The following is a 21,135-nucleotide window of genomic DNA, read 5'->3' as shown; positions in this document are numbered from 1 at the left end:
AAAGGACAGTGAATGAGTAATCGCCCCTCCCCCCCCGAGGCCCAGGCCGATGCCGGGCAGGCCGCGCATGAGTTCGTGCAATTTGCCATCGAAAGCGGTGTGCTGTGCTTTGGCCAGTTCACCACCAAGGCGGGGCGGCAAAGCCCGTATTTCTTCAATGCGGGCCTGTTCAATGATGGCCGCAAGCTGTTGCGGCTGGCGCAATTCTATGCAAACGCCATCGTGCGCAGCGGCATCGCATTCGACATGGTGTTCGGCCCGGCCTACAAGGGCATCGTGCTGGCGGCAGCGGTCTCCATGGAGCTGGCGCGCCTGGGCCACAACGTGCCCTATGCCTATAACCGCAAGGAGGCCAAGGACCACGGCGAAGGCGGCACGCTGGTGGGCGCGCCGCTGCAGGGGAGGGTGCTGATCGTCGATGACGTGATCTCCGCAGGCACGGCCGTGCGCGAGGCCATGGCCCTGATCCGCAGCGCTGGCGCCACGCCGCATGCACTGGCCATCGCGCTGGATCGCCAGGAAATGGCCACCGAAAATGGCCATGACGTACCCTACAGCGCCGTGCAATACGTGCAACAGCAGTTGGGTGTGCAGGTGTGTGCCGTGGCGGGGCTGGGCGACATCCTGGGTTTTCTGGAACAATGCGGCACCCAGACGGCAGCGCAGCAGCAACTGCGCCAGCACCATGAGGCGGTGCTGGCCTACCGGCAGCGCTACGGGGTATAAGGGCCTGTTCAAAATCTCGGCACGGCGGGCAACGAAGCAGGGGCCTGAATCCGCAGAAGCGCACGCCGCCGCGATCCGTGCAGACCTTTTTAAGCGTTGCCACGCAGGATGTGTGGGCCTGCGCAGCGCCATTTGCAAAAAACACAACGACAAGCAAAACGCCATGAAGAAATTGCATTCTCTCGCCGCCATTCCAGTCTGGGCGCTGGGCATGTTGCTGCTGCCGTGGCAGGAGGTGGCGGCGCAGCAGCAGGAGCGCAGCCGTATCTACACCTGTGTGGTCAACGGCCGCACGCTGACCTCGGATCGGCCGATCCGCGAATGCATTGACCGTGAGCAGCGCATTCTCGATGGCGTCACCGGCCACCAGCAGGGCACGCGCGCACCCAGCTACACCGAGGAAGAGCTCAAGGTCATTCGCGCGCGCGAGCAGGCCCTCAAGGATGAGCAGCGCCGCGTGCGCGAGCAGCGCCAGCGAGAGCGTGTGCTGATGGCGCGCTACCCCGACGAGAAAGCCCACAACGCAGCGCGCGAAAGCGCCAAACAGACACTGCGCGATGTGATTAAAGGCGGTGAGCTGCGCCTGAAGCATCTGGCAGAAGAAAAGCAGCGCCTGCAGCAGGAGCTGGAGTTTTACCAGGGCGATATGAAAAAGGCGCCTGCCATTCTGCGCCGTCAGTTCCAGACCAACCAAAAGGAAACTGAAGAACAGCAGCGCTTCATCGACGGCAAGCGCGAAGAGGAAACCCGCATTGACCGCCAATTCGATGCCGAGCTTGAAGAGCTCAAGCGCCTGTGGGTGGCGAAATAATCTGATGGCTGCTGGCTTGCTTCGCTTTTTAGTCAGCGCTCTGGCTTAGGAGCAAACAAAGCCCCTTTAAAGGGGCTTTGTCTTGGCCTGCTGGGTGGTTCGGCGATGACGTGTGTGCAGCCCCCTGGCAAGGGGCAATCAGCTTGCAGGCGGCGCGGCTTCAACGCCGGGCGCTGCATCGGGCGCGGGCAGGCGCCGCAGGCGTGCGCGCATCAGCATGTGCTCGGTGGCCTGGAGAGTTTGTCCATACATCTCGGCAAACTGCGCGAGTTCGGCGCCGCTGGCCTCGAAAGCCTCCAGCATGGCTTGCTCGCGTGCAGCCTGCAACGTGGCCTGTTCGATGGCAGTCTGCAGCATGGCCTGGATGTCTGGGTCTCGGCTTTGGATGGCCTGGGCATAGGCTTGTGCCGCAAGGCCTGAGCGCTCAATGGCCTTGCCCAGGCGCTGCATGAACCATTCACGTGCCTGCTCTTGCAGGGCCGGCCGTTGCGATTCCTGCGCAGCCTGTGCGGCCCGGCGCTGTTTGCGTCGGTATAGCTCGGCCAGGGCGTGGAAGCTGTGCTCTGCCGCCATGGGCTCGACGGCGTGCAACTGCAAATCACGCCGCGCCTGGTTGTTGGCCACTGCCTGCAAATAGCGCTGCGAGCGTGTATGCAGGCCCAGCGCTTGCTTGAGAGCCTCGGCCTCCAGCTCTGGATGGGCGTTCACCAAGTCCTGAAAGATGCCGCGCTTGAGCGGCAGCGGGTGCTCGCCAAACAGCTTGGGGTAGCGTTGCGCCAGCTCGGCCAACAGCGCGTGCGCGGCGGTGTTGCGACCAGGCTTGCCCCGCTGGGCCCGAGCGGACGGAGTCGGGCTGGTCTGGGCGTCAGCGGCGGCAATTGCAGCAGCTGGAATGGATGTGGCTGCGCCTTCGGGCGCGGGCGCGGGGGCAAAGGCAGAGTGCGGCATGGCGTGGGTTTTTGGGGCGATTGAGCCGATGAGTGGTGTTGGCAGCGATTGTTGGCGGGCAATGCAAGAGGCATCAGCACTTGATGCCGACGTGCAGTGCAGCAATGCCGCCAGTGAGGTTGTGAATGTCCACATGGCCAAAGCCGGCCTCGTGCATCATGCCTTTGAGTGTGGCCTGATCGGGGTGCATGCGGATGGATTCAGCCAGATAGCGGTAGCTCTCAGAATCGCCCGCAATCCATTGCCCCAGCCGGGGCAGTACCGCAAACGAATACCAGTCATAGGGTTTTTGCAATGGCGGCGCCACACGTGAAAACTCCAGCACCAGCAGCTTGCCGCCAGGCTTGAGCACGCGCTGCATTTCGCGCAGCGCCAAGTCTTTGTGCGTCATGTTGCGCAGGCCGAAGGCCACGCTGACGACGTCGAACTGGTCCTGCGCAAAAGGCAGATGCTCGGCATCGCACACCAGCGTCGGCAGGATTTGCCCTCGGTTGAGCAAGCGGTTGCGCCCGGTGCGCAGCATGGCCTCGTTGATGTCGGTGTGCACCACCAGGCCACTGCGCCCGACCTTCTTGGCAAACGCACTGGCCAGATCGCCTGTGCCGCCGGCGATGTCCAGCGCCTTTTGCCCCTCGCGCAGATTGGCAACCAGCACGGTATAGGCCTTCCAGGCGCGGTGCAGGCCCGCCGACATCAAATCGTTCATGACGTCGTACTTCGGGGCGACGGAATCGAAGACCTGGCGGACCTTGCCGGCCTTCTCCTCTTCATTGACAGTCTGAAAGCCAAAATGGGTCGTGTTCATGGCAAAGCGGTGGCAAAGCTCAAAAAGGTTGTGCAGTGAGGCGGATTATCCACGGCGCGATGCACGGGATGTGGGCGACGACGGCCCATCGGGCTTGATATAAGGCACGCGCAGGCGCAGAAAAGGGGCCTCCACCCAGCGGTAGCTCCAGTGTGCAGGCAATAGCATCCACCCATAAAACAGCAGCGCCCAAAGGCAGGCCACGTAAAAATTGCTGATATCCATGATGTGTGTATGCACCCAGCGCGCAGCATCGAAGACTATGAAGAAATGCAGCAAATACACAGAGTACGAATACGCCCCGGCCCGTGCCAGCCAGCGGCTGGGCCCGCGCATGCTGGGGCGCACGCTGGCCTCGTACCAGGCGATCAGCACCGCATAGGCCAGGGCCTCGATCAGTGGCAGCACAATCCACAGCCGCCCAGGTGAGGGGTAACTGGGGCGCTGGTAAAAGCCGCCGCTGGCATCAAACCACCAATAAAAAAGGCAAAAGGCCAAAGCCACGGCAGCAGCCAGGACATGGCGCCCGGCCAAATGGCCGCGCCAACGGCAAGCCAGCATGCCGAGCAAGAACTGGTCAATCCGCCCCACCAACGTGAAATAGGCCAGGTGCTGCACCGTGCCATCCAAGGCCCACAGCAGGCCGCGCCCTGCCAGCGCCAGGGCCAGCAAGGCCCACAGCCACCACACCGAGCGCGCCTGCAAGGCCAAGAGCAGCGGCAACAGCAGGTAAAAATGCATTTCCACCGCAATCGACCACCCGCCGTTGGGCCAGGTTGGCAGCCAAAAACCCCGCAGCAGCGCCTGCAGATAGGCCGTGGCATCGCCCCCATGCCAGACGATGCGCAGCCCCGCTAGCAGCATCACCAGCAACAGCAGTGGCAGCAGGCGCAGCAGACGGTTGAACAAAAAGCGCGGGAAATCCACCCGCCGCCCCTCCAGCAAACGGGCAAACAAATAGCCGCTCAAACTCATGAAAAGCGCCACGCCCGTATGCCCTTCATCGAACAGGGCCAGCGGCCACCAGGCCGGCGCCCCTTCAAACGGCACGGGCTGCCCATGCTGGCCGTGCAAAAAATGCCAGGCCACCACCAGCAGCGCCGCCAGTGCCCGGACGTGATCCAGCGCAGCAAAGTGCGCACCTGAGGAGGAAACATGCATCCGGGCGATTATCGAGCAATGGCTTTGTTGCTCTCCGGCAACATGGCGCCGGTTGCTGGTGGATGTGCAAGCCGGCGCTGGCTGTGTTGCACGGTGTGTGGCGCTGTGGGCGCTGGCCCAGCCTGCCATCCGTTCAATCAATCAAAAAGCGCCCGCAGCGGGCGGCGCTCTGCCAGGCTCAAAGCCGGCCAGAGCAGCAATTTGTGCTTGCAATCGTTGGATGGAGCCACTAGACTGCCGCGCAGAATGGCATTGGTTACTTGCGCGCGGTTGCGTTTCGTTGTTTTTTTGCAAAAACAAAGGAATTCAGTCTGTGGAGCCATTTCGACGGCAAGTCTTCATGCTAGGATTTCCCAGCGTGATCGAAACTTGGTCGTAACGCTTTCAAACCCTCTTCATTTTTGGAGCTAACTCTCATGAAAAAGAACGTTTTTGCGCTGAGTGTGGCTGCTGCTCTGGCTGGCTTCGCTGGTGCTGCAGGTGCGCAGGTTGCTTTTGTGGATGCTGATACCAACGCGGCTACTAAGTTTGTGGTCAATAGCGGTGGCATTGGCCACATCCTGCTGCAGCCTTACTACACCGTGCAAGGCAACCGTAACACGCTGATGAACATCATCAACACCGATGAAGTGAATGGCAAGGCGGTGAAGGTGCGCTTCCGCGGCGCCCGTAACTCGGACGACGTGTTTGACTTCTACGTCTTCCTGTCGCCTGGCGATGTGTGGCGTACCCGTCTGTATCGCGATGGCGAAAAGACCCACCTCGAGTTGCCTGACTCCAGCTGCACGCTGCCCAGCCGCGATGTCGTTGCTACTACTGCCTTCAAGACTAGCCGCGTCTACGACAAGAAGGACCAGGGCGAAGTGCGCGAAGGCTATGTGGAGCTGCTGACGGCTGCTGACATTGTTCCGGGTTCTGCGCTGTACAACACCATCAAGCACAACGGCGTGACTGGCGCTGTGGATTGCAACCCTCTGACGATTGAGGGTGCTATGACGGCTCTGGTTGACAAGGCTACGGCTGAAGCCAAGGGCCTGACCTTCCCGACAGCTGGTATCACTGGCCACTGGGCTCTGACCGATGTGACCACCGATTCCACCAATACGGGTAACCTGTTGGCTGTGGTGGCTACTGATGCCAACAACGTTCCTGCCAACGGCAATCTGGTGGTGGCTCCGCAGAACGAGCACCGTGCGCCTGCAGCGTGGCTGGCTGGTGCTACTGCTGGTACGACCGACCCGCTGTTGACTGGCGGCGCTGTGTTGGCTCAGAACTTCGACTTCCCTGATCTGTCTACCCCTTACCTGGCTGGCAAGACGGCTGTTCAGCAGGCCAATGAGCTCTCCGATGGTCTGGCTGTGACGTCGATCGTCAACGAGTTTGTGGTGGGGGTGGGTGTTGACTTCCGTACCGACTGGGTGCTGTCGATGCCTACTCGCCGCTACGGTGTGGCCATTAATTATGCGGCTGGCCAAGCGGTTTACAACCCTGGCAGCGATTACTTCGATGCCACGAACGCTCCTCTGGTCAAAGTGGATGGTGTTCCTCAAGTGACGGTGACTACGATTGGGCAGCGTTACTATGACGACAGCGAGCGTTCGCTGCGCGCCACGGTGTCGCCTGGCGATCTGCCCCGTCTGGCTGGTGAAGTCAACGTGATGACCTTCCACGCAGATGCTGATCAATCCGTTCTGGGCGCTCTGATCTCCACTCAGCGCGTGAACCCCTCTTACGCCACTGAAAACATCAGCGCTGGCTGGGGTCGTGTGACTCTGGAGAACAAGGATGGGACGAAGGGTCTGCCTGTGATCGGCTATGCAGCTCTGCAAGCTGGTGGCAAGGCTCTGGGCTTCACTTGGCCGCACGCCAGCACCCGTTAATTGTTGGCTAATGGGCAAGCCCTTCAGGGCGTGCTCGTTTGCAAACAATTTGACGCAAGTCAAAAAAGCAGGCTTTCGGGCCTGCTTTTTTTATGCCTAAAAGCTGGTGTTTAGTGCTGGATGGGCCCAAGGGGCTTATCCTTGCGCACCATTTTCGAATGGCGCGGCAAGCGCCAGATGCATTGGTGTGAGCGCCAAATTTTGACAAGGGAACAAAATGAATAGGATCAACCTGAAACGCCAACAGAATGTGGCGGGCTGGCGGCCGCTGGCGGTTGCTGCAGTTGTAATCAGTGGCGTATTGCTGCCCGGCTTGGCGTACAGCGAGCAAGTGATTTTCCGCAGTGAGGAGCCCAAGCTGCAAATCACAGATTTGGACATCGAAAGCGATGCCCGCGCCATTGACCCTGCGGCGCGCAATCATGCGCTGTCCGATGCGCGCAAGGTGGACGTGACCGGCAAGGCGTTGTTTGTGCGCGCGGCAATGGCTGAACAAGCCAAGGCCAAGGGCTTGGACAAAAGCCCGCAGGCCCAGGCCCGCTTGAAGCTGGCCGAGCAAAAGGTACTGATGGAATTGATGCTGGAGGAGTTGGAAAAAACCCAGGCCCCATCAAAAGAGCAGTTGCTCAAATACGCCGAGGCCGAATACAAGGCCAATCCCCAGCGTTTCGAAGCCCCGGCAGAAACCAAGGCCAGCCATATTCTGTTGTTTGCCGACAGCCCCAATGCCGAGCAACGCATTCAGGAGCTGTACCAGCAGCTCAAGGACGGCGCTGATTTTGGCGAATTGGCGTTCAAGCACTCAGAAGATGGAGAAACAGCGCCGTTGTATGGCTCGCTGGGTTATTTCGATCCAAAGAAAATGGTGATGGAGTTCCAGAGTGTGCTGGCTGGGCTGAAAAAGGAAGGCGAATACAGCGAGCCTTTCAAGACCCGTTATGGTTGGCACATCGTGCGTTTGGAGGCGCGGCGTGAGGCAGGCAAGCTCTCTTTCGAGGAAGTTCGTGACAATTTGATGGCTGCTGGGCATAAAGCAGCCATGAACGACTTGCGCGACAACCTGGTGGAAAAATCCGTGAGCCAGATCAAGACGGATGAACAGGCCTTGCAGGCGTTCACGGAAAAGCACAAGAAGCTGGCTGACGAGCAGCGCGGCAAGCGCTGACGGTTGGCCCGTTGTGTGGTAGGCCCCTTCTTGAGGGCCTGCCAGATGCAGAGTTACAAGCTGCGCCCAAAACAAGCCGCTGCGGCCCTTTGCTCGGGGCTACAGCGGTTTTTTTTCAGCCCTTCTTCAACCCTGTTGCGGGGCAGGGGTGGCGAGCAGAATTTCGTCCAGCGTGGTGGTGCCATCGCTGACGCGCTGGGCCCCGCCCAGGCGCAGCGGGCGCATGCCTGCAGCCACGGCTTCGCGCCGCAGGGTGGGCAACTTGAGCTGGGCGTGGATTTGCTCGCGCACGCTGTCGTTGACGCTGAGCAGCTCATACAGCCCCATCCGGCCGCGGTAGCCGCTCATGCGGCATTCGGTACACCCTACGGGGCGGTAGGGGGTGATTTTTTTCTCGCCCAGATTGATTTTCCAGGGTTTGACGGCATCGTCCAGCAAGGCTGGGTCGAAATTTTCGTCGGGCTGTCTGCAGTGCTTGCACAGCGTGCGCACCAGACGCTGGGCCAGCACGCCCAGCAGCGTGGCGTTGATGAGGTAGGCCGGCACGCCCAGCTCCATCAGGCGGGTGATGGCCGATGGCGCGTCGTTGGTGTGCAGCGTGGAGAAGACCAAGTGCCCGGTCAACGCCGCCTGGATGGCCATTTCGGCGGTTTCCAGGTCGCGAATTTCGCCCACCATGATGATGTCCGGGTCCTGGCGCATCAGTGCTCGCAGGCCTTCGGCAAAGCTGAAGTCGATGTGCGGTTGCACCTGGGTCTGGTTGAAGGCCGGCTCGATCATTTCGATGGGGTCTTCCACAGTGCTGACGTTGACCTCTTCGGTAGCCACGCGCTTGAGCGTGGAGTACAGCGTCGTGGTCTTGCCCGAGCCGGTCGGGCCGGTGACCAAAATGATGCCGTGGGGCTTTTGCACCAGCTCTTCCCAGCGCTGGGCATCGTGGCGGGAAAAGCCCAGATCGGCCAGGTTCTTGATGGCGTTGTCCGGGTCGAAGATGCGCATGACCATCTTTTCACCGAAGGCGGTGGGCAGCGTCGAGAGGCGCATTTCCACTTCTTCGCCGCGCGGGTTGCGTGTCTTGATGCGCCCGTCCTGTGGCCTGCGCCGCTCCACCACGTCCAGCCGCCCCAGCAGCTTGACGCGGGCAATCATGGCATTCAACACCCCGATGGGCATTTGGTAGACGGTGTGCAGCACGCCATCAATGCGAAAGCGAATGGCTCCCTGGTCGCGGCGCGGCTCCAGGTGGATGTCGCTGGCGCGCTGATCGAAGGCGTACTGCCACAGCCATTCGACCACGCGCACCACCCCTTGGTCGTTGGCATCGAGCTGGCGATTGGCCTTTCCCAGCTCCACCAATTGCTCGAAGCTGGCCAGGCTGCTGGTATTGCTGCCGCTTTTCTGGGCCGAGCTCACAGAGCTGGCCAGGGCATAGAACTCGCCGATGTAGCGCTTGAGATCCAGCGGGTTGACCATGACCAAGCGCACCTGCCGCCGGGTCTGGCGCTCGATCTCCCGCACCCAATCGGTGACGTAAGGCTCGCAGGTGGCGATGACAGTGGTGTCAGGCAACACCTTGATAGGCAGCACTCCATAACGGCTGGCATAGGCGGCGCTCATGATTTCGGAGATGCGCCCCACATCGGCCTTGAGCGGGTCGATGCGCAGAAACTCGATGCCGGCGCGCCGTGCAATGAATTCGCTGAGGTCGTCCAGATCCAGCGTGCCGCCGCCCTCGGCGCGCTTGAGGCCAATGGCCGAGAGTCGTACCAGCGGATTTTGCAGGCTCTCCGCCCGCGAAAATCGCGCGATGGTGCGCTGCGCTTCCTCGGGGGCGATCACTCCGTCGTGGTGCAGCCACTGCACTACGTGCAGCCAGTCCAACGGGCCAAAGAAGGTTTTTTGCGGCTTGGCTGGCGGCTCGGTCGCGGCGTTGTCTCTGGGGTCTGCATGGTTGGCCATGTCCTCACTCCGGATGTTCTTGTTGGTTGGTATTGCCGGCTCAGCCCTCGCCCGGTTGCATGGCCGTCGGGGCCTGTTTGCGCGCTGCGGGGGCATCGGGCTTGCTGCCATGGATGCGCCGCATGGCCTGCTCCATTTGGCCGGTCAGCAGTTCATCCACCGCCTGCAGCGCGCGTTCGGATGCCGCTTCGATGGCGTCGCGCTCGGCCACAGGCGGCTTGCGCAGCACCCAATGCACTACCTCGGATTTGACGCCTGGGTGGCCGATCCCTAAACGCAGACGCCAAAAGTCCGGGCTGCCCAATTGAGTCTGGATGTCCTTGAGGCCATTGTGGCCGGCATGGCCGCCGCCGCGCTTGAGCTTTGCCTGGCCGGGCAGCAAATCCAGCTCATCGTGTACGACGAGGATTTCTTGCGGTGCGATTTTGTAGAACCTGGCCAGGGCTGCCACAGACTGGCCGGAGCGGTTCATGAAGGTCATGGGCTGGAGCAGCCAGACCTGCTGCCCGCCAATGCGCAGTTTGGCTGCGTTGCCGAAAAAGCCTTTTTCGGGCACCAGCGCGGCGCCGTGCTCGCGTGCCAGCGCATCAATCCACCAGAAGCCGGCATTGTGGCGCGTGGCGTCGTACTCAGGCCCGGGGTTGCCCAGGCCGACCAAAAGTTTCAACGTCATGGCCGCAGATTATCCGTGCGTTTGCGGTCGCGTTGCGGGCTGGGCGCTGTCGGCCACGGGGGTGCCTGCGCGCACTCACTGGCCCGCAGGCCAGGCCTGGCGATGCACAGCCTCGACGGCTTCTCGATCGGGCGGGAAGTCCATGGCCGCCTGGTTGCGTTGCAGCGCCTGCTGGGCGTGGCTGCGGGCCAGGGCCTGCATTTCAGGGCCGCCGAAAGCATAGAGGCTGATGAGCATTTTCTGCAGGCGAATACCCACCTCGCGCTGCGCGGCGCCATCGCGGCCGACGGGGGGGAAGAAGTCATCGAACACGTCTTCCAAGGCAACGACGGGGACTTTGACGTTGGGGTAGCGCACCTCGTGCTCGCCTGTTGGGCTGGATGGGTCTGTGGCAGGCTGGGTTGGGGTTTCCAGCTGCGCCCACAGTTCGAAGATGCGCAGGCTGCGGTTGATAACGTCGATGGCGGTGCCGCAGTCGTTGACGGCGGCCGACAAGGCTTTGGAGGCCACCTCCGCCATGGCCACCAGGCCAAAGCGCGGGTCGCTGTCGAAGGTGCGGCTGGGGGCGATGGTGAAGGCATCGCGCAGCCGGGCCAGAAAATCCTGCATGGCCTGCTCGGCCTGCTCATCTTTTGGTACAGGCAGGCCGACGACGCCGCACAGTGGTGTGGAGCCAGGCGCGACGAACTGCCCTGGCAGCACCATCACATAGATCTGCGCCGCAGGCGCTTCGGTTTGCTCTGCTTGGGCGCTGCTTGGCTTGGTGTAATCGAGCAGCAGCTCTTGCAGCATGGCTACGTCGATCCATTGCACATGGCCGGCTTTGGGCGCTTGCAGGGCAATGGCGCTGGTGGGCAGGGGCTCGGCCCGCCGCTGCCAGGGCGTGCCGCCGCGGTATGGGTCGCGCAGATAGCTGCGCACTTCGTCGCAGGCAATTTCTTCCAGCCGAGCGATGGTGTGGCCCATGCGCCCGAGGGTGGAGAGGTAGTTGATCCAATGCAGCAAGGTCGCGACGATGAGCACGATCATGCCGATGGTGACCAGGAACAACAGCACCCGACCTTCCTCGCGGTACAGGCCTGTTCTCAGCGTGATGATGCCCACGATGCTGAACAAAAAGGCGCCCAGAAAGGTCGAGAGCGCATTGTTGGCGGCTGTGTCGTTGATGAGCAGCTCGGTCGCGCGCGGCGTGGCGGCGCTGCTGGCCGAGGCATAAGCCGAAACGAGGATGTTCAACGAGAAGGTGGTCACGGCCAGCATGCTGGCGGCCATGATTTGCAGGATGCTGTCCACAGCGCCTTCGCCCAGCACGCCGGTCCACTCCTTGGGGATCCAGTGCTGGAACCAGGCGGCAAACAGCGCCGTGACGATGCCCAGCAGCGAAAACAACGTGGTGCGAAACCACATGCCGCGCATGATGCGTTTGAGAGACCAAAGCCATCTGGTCATGGTGTGTGTTCTCCATTGGGCGCTTGCCCAGTGTCCGGTTTTTTTGGGCTGCGCCTTGACGGCGCGGGTGTTGGTGTGGGGCCAATTGGCTTGCCTTGCTGGCGAGCATGGTCGCCAGCGGCCACTGGCGCAGCGGGCCAAAGCCTGTTGATCGATATGGGCTGCGTGCCGCTGGCGTTGGCAGGCACGGCAGCCCCGAGCAAATCGGCCAAGGTGTGGCCGTCGAGCTCAGCCATGAATGCCTGCAAGGCCGAATGCAACACGCCTTGCAGTCGGCAGCCGCCAGTGAGCAAGCAGCGATTGTCTTCGCTTTGCGGCCCGAAGCAGGCCACCAGGTTCAAGTCGTCCTCCATGGCGCGCACGATCTGGCCGACCGTGGCTCGCAATGCGGCCGGCGCGAGCCGAATGCCTCCGCCCTTGCCGCGCAGCGTGTCGACAAAACCCAGTCGCCCCAGTGCATGAACAACTTTGATGAGGTGGTGCTCCGAGATGCCATGGGCTTGGGCGATCTGTGCGATGGACACAAGCGACTGCTGCTGTCCAAGAAACAGCAGCGTGCGCAATGCATAGTCGGTCTTGAGTGTCAGTCTCATCGTGTGCGCTCCAGCCCCCTTGGAGCAGGCTCTTGAACCTGAGGCCTGGGCCCAGTTGGCGTCTCAGCCAGATGCGAATCATACGAGCAGGCCGGGTGCATCGCGCGCGGCAGTGGGTCAGATTGCCCGCCGCAGTCAAAAGGTGCATATAGAATGCACCTTTTGACTGCGGCGGGCATGTGCTGCGCAGCCTGCGGCCCCGATGGCGTGGGCGAGGCGGGCCAGTGCATGCAGCTGCGGTTAGATGTTTTCAACCACTCTGAAAGAGGAAAGCACCATGAGCAACACCCTGGATTCCGCACAACTGTTGGCTGCACTGGAAAACGTGGCCGTGATCTCCACGACCGATCTGCAGGGCAACATCACCTATGCCAACGATTTGTTCTGCAAGCTCACCGGCTATGCCCGCGAAGAGCTGCTGGGCCAGCCGCACAGCATCGTGCGCCACCCGGCCGTGCCCAAGGAGACCTACAAGGAAATGTGGGACACCATCAAGGCCGGCAACATCTGGACGGGCATCATCCCCAACGTGGGCAAGGGCGGCGGCGTGTATGTGGTGGACACCACGGTGCAGCCGCTGCGCGATGCACAGGGCAATATCAACGCCTACATCAGCATTCGCCGCGTCATCAATGATTTGATGGACAACTTCGAGGCTGTGGAATTCTCCAAAGAGCAATTCGACGAGTACTACGCCAAGTAATAGCGAGCCCTTGCATGCATGCCATTGCTCAACGTGTGGTGATTGCCTATGGCTCTGAGTCGGGCAACGCCAAGGCCTTGGCCGAAGGGCTGGCCGCCGCGCCCTGCGTGGCGGCCCTGCAGCCCCAGGTCATGCCGCTCAACGACGTGGACCTGCAAGCCTCTTGGGGCGACGAGGCTCTGCTGTTGATCATCTCCAGCTCGTTTGGCGACGGCGAGCCACCGGGCAATGCCGAGGGCTTTCTGGCGCAGTTGCGCCAAAGCGGCGCGCTGGCACAGCTGCGCTATGCCATCTTCGGCCTGGGCGATACGGCCTACCCGAATTTCTGTGGCTTTACCAAGCAGCTCGATGCGCTGCTGCAAGAGCGCGGCGCGCAGGCCATCATCAACCGCGTGGATGCCGATATCGGCTATGCGGATTTCTTCGCCCGTTGGCAGCCAGTGCTTGAGCAAGTGCTGCAGGGCGATGCCCAGGCCGGCCTGGCATTGTCGCTGCGCGTGATTGCTTATGGCGAGAACGATGCTTATGCCGCGGCCATCCTGGAGCGCCGCCAGCTCAATCAAGCCGCGCCAGATGCCGAGCCCGGCGCCTACCACATCCGCCTGGCTTGCGAGGGCAGCGGCATGCGCTGGCGTGCCGGCGATACCTTGCACGTGCTGGCGCAAAACGATCCACAACTGCTGGCGCAGCTGGCCCAGTGGTACGGCGCGCCCGAGGCCGCCGAGCTGCTGCGCGACAAGGAGCTGCGCCAAATCAGCAAGGGCGTGCTGCGCGAGCTGGCTCGCCTGGGCGGCAGCGATGCGCTCAAGGGCTTGCTCAAATTCAGCCAGCGCCAGCAGCTGGAGCAATACCTCTGGGGCGCCGATGTGCTCGATGTGCTGCAGGACTTTTGCACGCCCGAGAAGGTGCCGCTGGCGGAGCTGGCACAGCTGCTGTCGCCGCGCCTGCCCAGGGCGTACTCCATCGCCTCGCACGGCGAGGCCGGGCACATCGACCTGTGTATCCGCCACGTCCGTTATGAGCGCCAGGGCCGCCAGCGCGAGGGCATGGCCACGCACTGGCTGCTGACGCAGGGTGGCCCAGTACAGGTTTATTGCCGCGCCAACCCCGGCTTTCACCTGGCCGGTGATGCCGCAGCGCCGCTGATTCTGATCGGCACCGGCACCGGCATTGCGCCGCTGATGGGCTTGCTGCGCGAGCTGCAAGCCAGTGGTCAGCCGCGCCAGACTTGCCTGTTCTTTGGCGAAAAGCGCCAGGCGCAGGACTTCCTCTACCGCGAGGAACTTGAGAGCCTGCAGGCCGAAGGCGTGCTGCATAAGCTGGTGACGGCTTTTTCACGCGATGGGGCGGAAAAATACTACGTGCAGCACGCCTTGCAGGAGCACGCCGTCACATTGCGCGATTGGATTGCGCAGGGCGCGCACGTGTACGTCTGCGGCAACAAGCAGCACCTGGAGCGCGCCATCGGGGCCGCTTTCGATGCGTTGCTGGCCGATACGCAGCAAGGCGCAGCGCAGACCGATGAAACCCCTTGGCAGCGTCTGGTGCGCGAGGGGCGGGTGCACCTGGAGCTGTATTGAGCAAGCCCGGCCATGACCATGCGCGCAGAACCGATTTGCACTGAAGAGGAAATCAATGCGCTGGTGCAGCGCTTTTACGCGCGCGTGCGCCAGGATGCACGGCTCGGGCCGATCTTTGAGGCGCACATCGACGATTGGGACGAGCATCTGGCCAAGCTGATGGACTTTTGGTCCAGCATCCTGTTGCGCAGCGGGCGCTTTTCCGGGGCTCCCATGCCCAAGCACGCCGCCTTGCCGGGCTTGACGCAGGAGCTGTTCAGGCACTGGCTGGAGCTGTTCGCGCAAACCCTGGACGAGCAGCCCAACGAGCGCTTGGCCGATCAGGCTCTTGCAGCGGCGCGGCGCATCGCGCAAAGCCTGTGGATGGGCTATCAGGCCAGCGGCGATCTGCGCTCTGCGGCCCTGCCTGCGGTGAAGGCGCTCAAATCTTCATGACCTGCTCGCGGTAGAACTGCAGCTCGTCGATGGATTCGTGCACATCGGCCAGGGCCGTGTGCTTTTGCGCTTTCTTGAACTGGTTGGCAATGCCCGGTTGCCAGCGTCGGGTCAATTCCTTGAGGGTGCTGACATCGACATTGCGGTAGTGGAAGAAGGCCTCCAGCTTGGGCATGTATTTGACGAGAAAACGCCGATCCTGCCCGATGGTGTTGCCGCACATGGGCGATTTGCCCTTGGCCACGTAGCGGCGCAGGAACTGCAGCAGCTGCGCCTCGGCCTGGGCCTCGTCGATGGTGGAGGCGCGCACTTTGTCCGTCAGGCCGCTGCGCCCGTGCGTGCCCTTGTTCCAGGCGTCCATGCCATTGAGCACGTCATCGCTTTGGTGGATGACCAGCACAGGCCCTTCGATGCGCGGCTGCAGCTGCGGGCCGGTGACGATCACGGCAATTTCCAGCAGGCGGTCGGTTTCCGGGTTCAGGCCGCTCATCTCGCAGTCCAGCCAGATCAGGTTGTCGTCACTTTTGGCGAGCATGGGCGCTGTTGTGGAGTCGGTGGCCGTGGCGCAGGGGGCGGCCGATGGGGCCGGGGTAGGAGCAGGGGGCTGGCGGGTATTCATGGAGGGCATTGTGGGGCATGGTGACGCCGTTGGGCGCGAGCGCAAGGGCCTGGGGGGCGCTGATGCGGACAAAGGCGCTGATGCTCAGCGCGTCGGCAGTGCATCGAACACGGCGATGCTTTCCACATGGGCCGTGTGCGGGAACATGTTGACCACGCCCGCTGCGGTGCAGCGGTAGCCGGCCTGGTGCACCAGCAGGCCAGCATCGCGCGCCAGCGTGGCTGGGTTGCAGCTGACGTAGACGATGCGCTGTGGCGGCTGCCATTGGGCGTCGTCCTGCCAGTCGGCGCTGCTGGTTGCGGGTGGCAGCTCATCGCCCGCAATGGTGGCGCTGGCCGCTTCGGCGTCCGCCGCGCTGGCGCCCTGGTGGTGCTGTTGGTGGCGGCGTTGGTGGATGTCGGCCAGCGCCTTGGCCAGCGCAAACGCGCCTTCGCGCGGCGGATCGACCAGCCATTTCTGCGCCGCGCCATCGGCCTGCAGCAGCGCAGGCGTCATCTGGAACAGGTTGCGGCCCACGAAGCGTGTGGGCGCCAGCGGGCGCAGGCCTTGCGCAGCGCGCTGCGCCTGGTTGGCCTGCCAGTTGGCGCTGGCGCGCGCCACCAGCGCGTCGCTGCCCTCGATGCCCAGCACCTGTTCGGCTTGGGTGGCCAGCGGCAGGCTGAAGTTGCCCAGGCCGCAGAACCAGTCGATCACGCGCTCGTGCCCTTGCACGCCCAGCAGTTGCAGTGCCCGGGCCACCAGCACGCGGTTGATGTGCGGGTTGACCTGGGTGAAGTCGGTAGGCCGAAACGGCATGCGGATGCCGAACTCCGGCAGCGCATAGGCCAGAGGCGCGCTGCCATCGTCGGCATCGAGCCGGTGCACCGTATCGGGGCCCTTGGGCTGCAGCCACCATTGCAGCGGCGGGTGCTGGGCGGCGAAGTCGCGCAGGCGCTGCAGGTCGGCTTCGCTCAGGGGCTGCAGGTGGCGCAGCACCAGCGCGGTGACGGCATCGCCGCAGGCCACTTCAATCTGCGGGCAGCTATCGCGCGCATCCAGGCTGTCGATCAGCGCGCGCAGCGGCATCAGCAGCGCATCGACCTGCGGCGGCAGGATGGGGCAGACCTGCATGTCGGCGATGTAGCGGCTTTTGCGCTCGTGAAAGCCCACCAGCACCACGCCTTTTTTCTGCACGTAGCGCACCGACAGGCGCGCCCGCCAGCGGTAGCCCCAGTCCGGCCCCTGAATGGGGCGCAGAATGCGCTCGGCGCGCACCTTGCCCAGGTGCCAGAGGTTGTCCTCCAGCACGCGCTGCTTGACGGCCAGCTGCGCGGCCGGGCTCAGGTGCTGCATCTTGCAGCCGCCGCAGGCGCCCTGGTGCAGGCCAAAGTGCGGGCAGCGCGGCGTGGTGCGCTGGGAGGATCCGCGCAGCACGGCATCGAGCGTGGCTTTTTCCCATTGGTTTTTGCGGCGCACGGTGGTGGCGGTGACGATTTCGCCGGTCAGCGCCCCTTCGACGAACACCACCTTGCCATCGTCGCGGTGCGCTACGCCTTGCGCGTCCATGTCCAGCGCATCGATACGCAGGGCATGCGGTGGCAGGGCGGCGGGCGGAGATGTCGTGTCGTCGGGCATGGGGCGAGCAGGCTCGGGGCCTGGGGATTTTTTGTGGGGCGGGCGGCAGGCCGGCATGGCAGCGCGGGGCGGGCATTGTATTCACTGATCGCCAATTGGTGGCGGGAACTCTTGGAGAGTCTGCACTCAAAACCCTCGCGCAGCACCCATTGCCTGGATCGGGTGGTTTGCTGCATCGTTGGCCTTTGCGGTGGCTGGCGGCCATTGTGTGATGCTCGCTGCCCTGCATTCCGGCTGCCCTGCAGCGCCCGCTTGAGCACCGAATGCGTGAGGGCCTGCGTTGGCAAAGCACCTGCCAAGACGGCAGACAATACGCGCATGCTGGCGATACCGCACCGGCAGAGCATCTCCATGAAGAAGAAAGGATGAATTCGTGAATGCCTTGAATTTTTTGCTGGCAGCGCCACGGCGCCTGCTGGCTGTAATGGCCCTGGCCTGTGCCGGTCTGCTGGGTTTTGCGCTTTACCTGCAGCACCACGTGGGGTTGGAGCCATGCCCGATGTGCATCGTGCAGCGCTATGCGCTGACGGGCGTGCTGCTGGCGGCATTGCTGGGCAGTCTGTGGGGGCGGCGCTGGTGGCTTTGGCTGTGGGGCGGCGCAGCCTTGTTGATCAGCGGTTTTGGCGCTTTCGTTGCGGCGCGCCAAAGCTGGATGCAGTGGTATCCGCCCGAGACCGTCACCTGTGGCCGTGATTTTTATGGAATCGTTGAGAACTATCCAATCAGCAAAGCCATCCCGATGCTGTTTCGGGGCTCGGGCGATTGCACGGCGGTGGATTGGTCGCTGCTGGGGCTGTCCATCGCCAACTGGTCTTTTCTGACCTTTGCCGCATTTTGCATCGCGCTGCTGTGGGCGGCCTGGCGTTTGCGGGCGCGTTGATGGGGCTGGTGCCACAACAGGCGCCATCGCGGCACCGGGCGTCCTGGCGCTGCCTGAGCGGATGCAGCGCCGCCGTCAACCGTCGTCAACCGGGCATCACGCCGAGCGCGCCAGCGCGGCAAAGCGCGCCTGGCACAGACGGGCCAAGTCCTGCGGCGCCAGGGCAATCTCCAGCCCGCGCCGCCCGGCGCTGACGTACAGGCCATCCAGAGCCTGTGCCGTCGCATCGATGAAGCTGCGGTGCGCCTTTTTCTGCCCCAGTGGGCTGATGCCGCCCACCAGATAGCCCGTGGCGCGCTGCGCTGCCTGCGGCTGCGCCATCTCGCACTTCTTGCAGCCAGCGGCCTGGGCCAGGGCTTTCAAATCGAGCTGGGCTGCCACAGGCACGACGGCCACCAGCAACTCGCCAGCCTCGGTCTGGGCCAGCAAGGTTTTGAACACCTGCTGCGGCGCCAGGCCGAGTTTTTCGACCGCCTCCAGACCGTAGGACGGGGCCTTGCTGTCGTGCGCGTAGCTGAGCACCTGGTGCGCCACGCCGTGCGCCTTGAGAAGTTCGATGGCGGGTGTCATGCGGTGGGCAGCTGCGTGTGGCAGGCAGCGATGGTTTCCGTGCCCAGCGACACGCCGATGCAGCGCGCAGCCTGCAGCATGGGGTGGTCCAGCGGCACGGTGCGGTGGCCTTGGGCCACTTCGGCCAGGGGCACGCTGGAGCATGTCTCGCCCTGCAGCACGACCATGCGGCCGAATTCGCGCCGCGCCACCATGTGGGCGGCATGGTGGCCGAAGCGGGTGCAGAGCACACGGTCAAAGGCCGTGGGGCTGCCGCCGCGCTGGATGTGGCCCAGCTGGGTGCTGCGCACTTCGGCATTCAGCAGGGGCTGCAGCTGGGCGCGCAGCGCCTCGCCCACGCCGCCCAGGCGCACCGGGTCTGGGCTGTGCGCCAGGTGGGTGCGCACGGTCATGTCGCCATCGGCCGGGCGTGCGCCTTCGGCGATGCAGATCAGTGTGTGGCCGGGGTGCTGCTCGCGCGCCTGACAGTGCCGGGAGATGGCCTGCAGGTCGTAGGGCAGCTCGGGCAGCACGATGACGTCGGCGCCGCCAGCCAGGCCGCCAGCCAGGGCGATCCAGCCGGTGTAGCGGCCCATGGTTTCCAGGATCATGACGCGCTGGTGGCTGCGGGCGGTGGTTTCCAGCCGCTCCAGCGCCTCGGCGACGATGGCCACGGCGCTGTCGAAGCCAAAGCTGCGCTCGGTGTGCAGCAGGTCGTTGTCGATGGTCTTGGGCACGCCCACCACGGGCAAGCCCAGCTTGTGCAGGCGATTGGCGATGTGCATGGTGCCATCGCCGCCGATGACCACCAGCGCATCCAGGCCCAACTCTCGCGCATAGTCCAGCACCTGGGCCGAGACATCGGCGCCGCCAGCGCCGGCCCAGCGAAAGGGGTCGGCGGCGTTGTGCGCGCCCAGGATGGTGCCGCCCTGGTGCAGGATGCCGCTGACGGCGTTCCAGTCCAGCGCACGGGTGCGGCGCTCGATCAGGCCGAGAAAGCCGCGCTCGATGCCGGTGACGCGTGCGCCAGCGTCATGCAGCAGCGATTTGGTCACGGCGCGGATCACGGCATTCAGGCCAGGGCAGTCGCCGCCGCCAGTGAGCAGGCCAATGTGCAGGCCGGATGTGCTGCCCGGCTGTACCAAGCTTGATGGGGAGGGGACGGGGGCAGTCATGTGGCGCTTTCGCTGTCAGGTTAGGTGGCGGCCGGTGCAGTGGCCGCCGGTGGTGCAGGGGCTGCGTGGGTGTCGTCGCTGGGCTCTTCCAGTGGCACATGGTCAGCATCGGCCATGGCTTTGGCCAGGCTGGCCGCCAGCAACAAGATGGCGCTGGAGAAGTACAGCCACATCAGCAGGGCCACGAGCGAGCCGGCCGCGCCATAGGCCGATACGACGGCGGCGCCGGCCAGGTAAGCGGTCATGGCGTGCTTGCCCAGCGTGAACAGGATGGCGCCAATGGCCGCGGCGCGGATCAGATAGCGCATCGCAGGCTTCTTGCCATCGCTGATGCGCATCAGCCCGACGAACAGCAGCGCAATGAAGAGAAAGGAAATGGTTTCGTTGAGCAGCAGCAGCGCCCAGGGGTGCGAGAGCACATCGCCCAGCATGGGGGTGATGACGCGCAGCACCGTGGTCAGCACTAGCGAAACCATCAGCAGGCCACCGACGACCAGCATGTAGCCCACGCCGCGCAATCGCAGCACCAGCAGCCACCACCACGGTTGATTTTCATCGCGCGATTGCTCCCAAATGTCTTTGAGGGCATCTTGCAGGGCAACGAAAACGCCGGTGGCTGCCGAGAGCAGCACGCCAAAGGCAATCAGCGAGGCAATAACCCCTTGGGCTGGCGCGGTGGCGCTGTTGAGCGCCTGCTGTACCACGGCGGCGGTGCGTTCGCCGGCCACAGCCTGCACCTGGCTGATCATGGTGTCCTCGACCACGGAGCGGTCAACCCACCAACCCACGCCGGCGACCACCAGCACCAGCAGCGGCGCCAGGCTGAGCATGGCGTAGAAGGCCATGGCCGCGCTCATGCGCATGCCGTCGGCATCCAGCCAAGCCATGACGCCGCGTACCAGCCAGTGCTGCATCACGGTGCCTTGCAGTCGCGTCAGCCAGGAGCTGGACTCTGCTGCAGCAGGGCTTTTGGGGGATGGGGAGGGGGAATGCGGCTGAGCTGCCGCTTGTTCGTCCGGGGCGGTAACCGTCAAGGGGGGCTGGGATGGGGATGGGCTCTGTGGCATAAGGCGCGCAATGGTAGCAGCGCTTGGAGGCCATTGTCGGCGCGCTGGCGCTATGCCGCCGGGCCTGTGGGGATGTTTCGCGCAGGGCTGCTTTGTCGGCTCAACCTGCGGCGGTTGGGGCAGCGATGCCTGCCACAACACCCATAAAAAGCCCGCCCCTGCAAAGTCAGGGGCGGACGCTGTGCGCAGCGATGCGTGCAGAGACTTTGAACAGGCCCTAGGCTGAATCGACATTCACCCCACCCACAAGGGAATCGATGCGAGGTAGAGGAAGGCCAGGAAGTGGGAGGGCTTGCGGTCGAAGCGAGTGGCGATGCGGCGGAACTGTTTGAGCCTGGCAAAG

At 63.6% G+C, this 21,135-nt stretch carries 20 protein-coding genes; 8 read left to right on the top strand and 12 right to left on the bottom strand.

Annotated elements, in window-relative coordinates; genetic code table 11:
- Positions 1-12 precede the first annotated feature (12 nt).
- Positions 13-726, top strand: coding sequence for an orotate phosphoribosyltransferase (pyrE, locus tag CLI93_RS13175; protein ID WP_095543095.1), 714 nt, complete (start codon positions 13-15; stop codon positions 724-726).
- A 163-nt stretch (positions 727-889) separates the two neighbouring features.
- Complete coding sequence (locus CLI93_RS13170; RefSeq protein ID WP_124855411.1) at positions 890-1,537, top strand: DUF4124 domain-containing protein; 648 nt, start codon at positions 890-892, stop codon at positions 1,535-1,537.
- A gap of 138 nt (positions 1,538-1,675) precedes the next feature.
- On the opposite strand, the gene CLI93_RS13165 is transcribed toward CLI93_RS13170, so the two are convergent.
- The 3 genes from CLI93_RS13165 to CLI93_RS13155 form a co-directional block, all read right to left on the bottom strand.
- A complete protein-coding gene (locus CLI93_RS13165) occupies positions 1,676-2,485 on the bottom strand; it encodes a ProQ/FINO family protein (protein ID WP_172424325.1) in 810 nt (269 codons plus the stop codon).
- Between the two features lie 73 nt (positions 2,486-2,558).
- Positions 2,559-3,290 (bottom strand): bifunctional demethylmenaquinone methyltransferase/2-methoxy-6-polyprenyl-1,4-benzoquinol methylase UbiE, encoded by a 732-nt coding sequence (gene ubiE, locus CLI93_RS13160; protein ID WP_095543098.1) that lies wholly within the window; start codon positions 3,288-3,290, stop codon positions 2,559-2,561.
- 45 nt (positions 3,291-3,335) lie between these two features.
- Positions 3,336-4,451 (bottom strand): acyltransferase family protein, encoded by a 1,116-nt coding sequence (locus CLI93_RS13155; RefSeq protein WP_095543099.1) that lies wholly within the window; start codon positions 4,449-4,451, stop codon positions 3,336-3,338.
- A 416-nt stretch (positions 4,452-4,867) separates the two neighbouring features.
- Here CLI93_RS13155 and CLI93_RS13150 point away from each other — a divergent pair, with 416 nt between their 5' ends.
- Together CLI93_RS13150 and CLI93_RS13145 are read left to right on the top strand one after the other, a co-directional pair.
- Positions 4,868-6,331 carry a hypothetical protein gene (locus tag CLI93_RS13150; RefSeq protein ID WP_095543100.1) on the top strand — a complete coding sequence of 488 codons (1,464 nt, stop codon included), beginning with the start codon at positions 4,868-4,870 and terminating at the stop codon, positions 6,329-6,331.
- Between the two features lie 217 nt (positions 6,332-6,548).
- Positions 6,549-7,496, top strand: coding sequence for a peptidylprolyl isomerase (locus tag CLI93_RS13145; RefSeq protein WP_095543101.1), 948 nt, complete (start codon positions 6,549-6,551; stop codon positions 7,494-7,496).
- Positions 7,497-7,622: 126 nt separating this feature from the next.
- Here CLI93_RS13145 and tfpB read toward each other — a convergent pair whose 3' ends face one another.
- The 4 genes from tfpB to CLI93_RS13125 all read right to left on the bottom strand — a co-directional run bounded on the left by tfpB (position 7,623) and on the right by CLI93_RS13125 (position 12,170).
- On the bottom strand, positions 7,623-9,455 hold the full coding sequence (tfpB, locus tag CLI93_RS13140) for a type IV pilus assembly ATPase TfpB (protein WP_095543102.1): 1,833 nt from the start codon (positions 9,453-9,455) through the stop codon (positions 7,623-7,625).
- 40 nt (positions 9,456-9,495) lie between these two features.
- Positions 9,496-10,128 (bottom strand): aminoacyl-tRNA hydrolase, encoded by a 633-nt coding sequence (gene pth / locus CLI93_RS13135; protein ID WP_095543103.1) that lies wholly within the window; start codon positions 10,126-10,128, stop codon positions 9,496-9,498.
- Positions 10,129-10,203: 75 nt separating this feature from the next.
- Positions 10,204-11,577, bottom strand: coding sequence for a DUF2254 domain-containing protein (locus CLI93_RS13130; RefSeq protein WP_095543104.1), 1,374 nt, complete (start codon positions 11,575-11,577; stop codon positions 10,204-10,206).
- Positions 11,574-12,170, bottom strand: coding sequence for an RrF2 family transcriptional regulator (locus CLI93_RS13125; protein WP_095543105.1), 597 nt, complete (start codon positions 12,168-12,170; stop codon positions 11,574-11,576). Before CLI93_RS13125 ends, CLI93_RS13130 begins: the two co-directional genes overlap by 4 nt.
- Positions 12,171-12,447: 277 nt before the next feature.
- Here CLI93_RS13125 and CLI93_RS13120 point away from each other — a divergent pair, with 277 nt between their 5' ends.
- From CLI93_RS13120 to CLI93_RS13110, 3 genes are read left to right on the top strand one after another with little or no spacing between them, the layout of a single operon-like run.
- Positions 12,448-12,873 (top strand): PAS domain-containing protein, encoded by a 426-nt coding sequence (locus CLI93_RS13120; RefSeq protein WP_095543106.1) that lies wholly within the window; start codon positions 12,448-12,450, stop codon positions 12,871-12,873.
- Positions 12,874-12,887: 14 nt separating this feature from the next.
- Positions 12,888-14,453: a diflavin oxidoreductase gene (locus tag CLI93_RS13115; RefSeq protein WP_095543107.1), complete on the top strand. Its 1,566-nt coding sequence runs from the start codon at positions 12,888-12,890 to the stop codon at positions 14,451-14,453.
- A gap of 18 nt (positions 14,454-14,471) precedes the next feature.
- The gene (locus CLI93_RS13110) at positions 14,472-14,888 is read left to right on the top strand and encodes a group III truncated hemoglobin (protein WP_095543114.1); all 417 of its coding nucleotides are present in this window, start codon (positions 14,472-14,474) and stop codon (positions 14,886-14,888) included.
- On the opposite strand, the gene orn is transcribed toward CLI93_RS13110, so the two are convergent.
- Positions 14,875-15,423, bottom strand: a complete 549-nt coding sequence (gene orn, locus CLI93_RS13105; protein WP_238945884.1) for an oligoribonuclease — start codon at positions 15,421-15,423, stop codon at positions 14,875-14,877. The genes CLI93_RS13110 and orn overlap by 14 nt on opposite strands.
- A 168-nt stretch (positions 15,424-15,591) precedes the next feature.
- The gene (gene rlmD, locus CLI93_RS13100; RefSeq protein WP_095543116.1) at positions 15,592-17,121 is read right to left on the bottom strand and encodes a 23S rRNA (uracil(1939)-C(5))-methyltransferase RlmD; all 1,530 of its coding nucleotides are present in this window, start codon (positions 17,119-17,121) and stop codon (positions 15,592-15,594) included.
- A gap of 373 nt (positions 17,122-17,494) precedes the next feature.
- Between rlmD and CLI93_RS13095 the strand changes: the two genes are divergently transcribed.
- Entirely contained in the window at positions 17,495-18,001 is a 507-nt protein-coding gene (locus CLI93_RS13095) for a disulfide bond formation protein B (RefSeq protein WP_420823129.1), read from the top strand.
- A gap of 96 nt (positions 18,002-18,097) precedes the next feature.
- Here CLI93_RS13095 and ybaK read toward each other — a convergent pair whose 3' ends face one another.
- From ybaK to CLI93_RS13080, 3 genes are all read right to left on the bottom strand, one after another.
- On the bottom strand, positions 18,098-18,571 hold the full coding sequence (gene ybaK / locus CLI93_RS13090; protein WP_095543109.1) for a Cys-tRNA(Pro) deacylase: 474 nt from the start codon (positions 18,569-18,571) through the stop codon (positions 18,098-18,100).
- Positions 18,568-19,668 (bottom strand): 6-phosphofructokinase, encoded by a 1,101-nt coding sequence (locus tag CLI93_RS13085; protein ID WP_095543117.1) that lies wholly within the window; start codon positions 19,666-19,668, stop codon positions 18,568-18,570. Before CLI93_RS13085 ends, ybaK begins: the two co-directional genes overlap by 4 nt.
- A gap of 77 nt (positions 19,669-19,745) precedes the next feature.
- A complete protein-coding gene (locus tag CLI93_RS13080; RefSeq protein ID WP_172424326.1) occupies positions 19,746-20,759 on the bottom strand; it encodes a YihY/virulence factor BrkB family protein in 1,014 nt (337 codons plus the stop codon).
- Positions 20,760-21,135 lie beyond the last annotated feature (376 nt).

The organism is Vandammella animalimorsus (assembly GCF_002288875.1).
Taxonomy (GTDB): Bacteria; Pseudomonadota; Gammaproteobacteria; order Burkholderiales; family Burkholderiaceae_C; genus Lampropedia; species Lampropedia animalimorsus.
Note: the sequence above shows the minus strand (reverse complement) of the source record. Positions and strands in the feature narration are given on the sequence as shown.